Origin of the sequence: Rhodopirellula maiorica SM1 (assembly GCF_000346295.1) — a bacterium.
Taxonomy (GTDB): domain Bacteria; phylum Planctomycetota; class Planctomycetia; order Pirellulales; family Pirellulaceae; genus Novipirellula; species Novipirellula maiorica.
The window spans coordinates 1-2525 of sequence record NZ_ANOG01000973.1 but is presented as its reverse complement, the minus strand read 5'-3'; the positions used below and the strand labels follow the sequence as shown (position 1 = coordinate 2525).

General features: G+C 56.8%; 1 protein-coding gene and 1 pseudogene. Both read left to right on the top strand.

What is annotated here, in order from left to right; genetic code table 11:
* A pseudogene (locus RMSM_RS31405) lies at positions 1-464 on the top strand (c-type cytochrome domain-containing protein); the annotation flags it as partial.
* A 302-nt stretch (positions 465-766) separates the two neighbouring features.
* The coding region (locus RMSM_RS31400; protein ID WP_008707080.1) for a polyphosphate kinase at positions 767-2525 on the top strand (1759 nt) is incomplete at its 3' end.

The following is a 2525-nucleotide window of genomic DNA, read 5'->3' as shown; positions in this document are numbered from 1 at the left end:
TGAAGTGGCCCGAGATTGGAACTCAGGTTCCGTTGGCGTGTTTAATATTGGGCGCGTTGTCCTCGGTTGCGGCGACGGCGATGGGGTGGTCATTTGCAACCCAGCAAGGTTACGCGGGGTGGGACCGTGTCGATTTCGATTCCGAGGTTTTTTGGCATCGTTGGAGCGGCATTATTGTCACGATCATGGCGGTCGCGCTGATGGTCGTCGCGGCGATCAGCGTTTGGAAGGACAGCATTGCTTGGACACGGATCTGGAAAGTCGGGCTATTGGTGGTCGCTGGGATCGTCGGCTTGGTCGGGCATCAAGGCGGTGAATTGAGCTATGGCAAGGACTTTTATCCCAAAGCGTTTCGAGTCTTGTTCGGTACCGATGGCCAGTCACAGTCGCCGATCGCCGTGGTCGTCGAGTCGAAAGACGGGGTGACGGTCGAAACCCAATCGACCGCTTCTGAGTCAGAGTAGTCTGCAATCCCTCAGTTTACGATTCGGCGGTTAGCGGTCCGACCCATCGGTGGCACGTTTCCATGTTGGACGCCGCAGAGAAGAAGAGAAGTGTTGAGGCCATCGTTCGCTCAGGTGGTGCGGCGAGGCAAGTTTGTGGGGTGTGGGGTGCCTCCCGCGTCGTGGCTGGCTCCGCTACATTGGTGCTGCATACGGACGTCTTCTTTCTCCTCTTATCATGAACCACCGTCGTGTCGAAAAAGAGTGCAGACGCTAGGAAAAAGCCTAACCCGATTGATTTGCCGCTTCCCGATCATCGATTTATGAATCGGGAACTGAGCTGGCTCGAATTCAATCAACGCGTCCTCGAACAGGCCGAGGATCGATCGGTGCCGCTGTTGGAGCGAGCCAAATTCCTAGCGATTTCAGGTTCCAATCTCGACGAGTTTATGATGGTCCGCGTCGGCGGGCTGAAACTGCAATTCGACCGCAATGCGATGGTACGTGATGCGGCGGGTTTGACCGTGTCACAGCAGATCAATGCGGTTTCGAGCCGTGTGCACGAGATGGTGGCTCGCCAATATGATTTGCTTCGCGATGTGCTTGAGCCCCAGTTGGCGGCGGCCGAAATTCGCCGAGTCAAGGTCAGCGATTGTAGTGACCGAGCTCGTGAAGTCGCCGACCAACGATTCCACAGCGATGTTTCAGCCGTCTTGTCGCCGCATGCGATCACCCACGATCGGCCGTTTCCGCTGCTGCAAGGATTAGGCGTTCATCTGTGTGTTCGTCTACGCGCGTTGCCAGAAAAGAAACCTCAGGCCGATGCTAGCGACGAGGCGGCGACCGAATCGGACCCGCCGGTTGAGTCCGCGTCCGAGTCTTCGGCGTCTAGCAAAGCGAGCACGAAAGGGACGCGCAGCACGAAGGGGGCGAGCAAAACCGGGACGGGCAAAACCGGGGCGGCACCCTCCAAAAAGGCTAAAACCGCCGCCACATCGGATGCGAAATCAGATTCCGCAAGTGAGTCGGAAGAGGGCGATTCGTGGCAATTTGCCGTAATTCCGCTTGGCCGCTCTGTGCCCCGGCTGGTTTCGATGCCTTCGGAGCGTGGGCACGATTACATCCTGCTGGAAGATCTCGTGACGCATTACGTCGAAGATTTTTTCCCAGGCCGCGAGGTGATGGAGTGTGTTGCGTTTCGGATCACCCGAAACGCCGATGTGGAGCTGCAAGAGGATGGTGCGGCGGACCTTGTCGATGGCATGGAAGAAGTGCTTGAGAGTCGACGATTGTCTCGCGTCGTTCGGCTCGAGTACAGTGCGGCGGCGAGCGACCACGTGGTCTCGTTTTTGTCCGAAGTGATGCAGTTGACCAACCAGGATCTCTATCCGATCGATGGTCCGATGGATCTGAGTTACCTGTTCACCTTGCACGGACTCGAAGGCTTTGATTCGCTGCGTGATGAAGCATGGGTGCCGCAGGCACATCCCAGTATCGATCCTGCGGAGGGCTTGTTCACCACGATTGCCAAAGGCGATGTGCTGCTAGTTCATCCCTACGAGCGTTTTGATCCGATCGTCCGTTTGGTCGAAGAAGCCGCGGTCGATCCCGATGTGTTAGCGATCAAACAGGTGTTGTACCGGACCAGCAGGCGGAGCCCGATTGTTGCTGCACTGATGCGTGCGGCTGAACGGGGAAAATACGTCTCGGTAATCGTGGAACTAAAGGCACGTTTTGATGAGGCCCGGAATATCGAATGGGCTCGGGAAATGGAGCAGGCCGGGGTCCAAGTGATCTACGGTATCCGTGGACTGAAGACGCATGCGAAGGTTTGCATCATCGTTCGCCGCGAGCCGCAGGGGATTGTTCGATACCTGCATTTTGGCACGGGGAATTACAACGAAGCGACGGCAAACCTGTACAGCGACGTGTCGTTGTTGACATGCAATGATACGCTCGGCGCTGATGCCACGACCTTCTTTAACGCCGTCACCGGGGCAAGTCAGCCTCTGCAATTACAGTTGCTGGCCGCGGCACCAATCACGCTGCGAAAACGAATTCTCGATTTGATCGAAGCCGAGA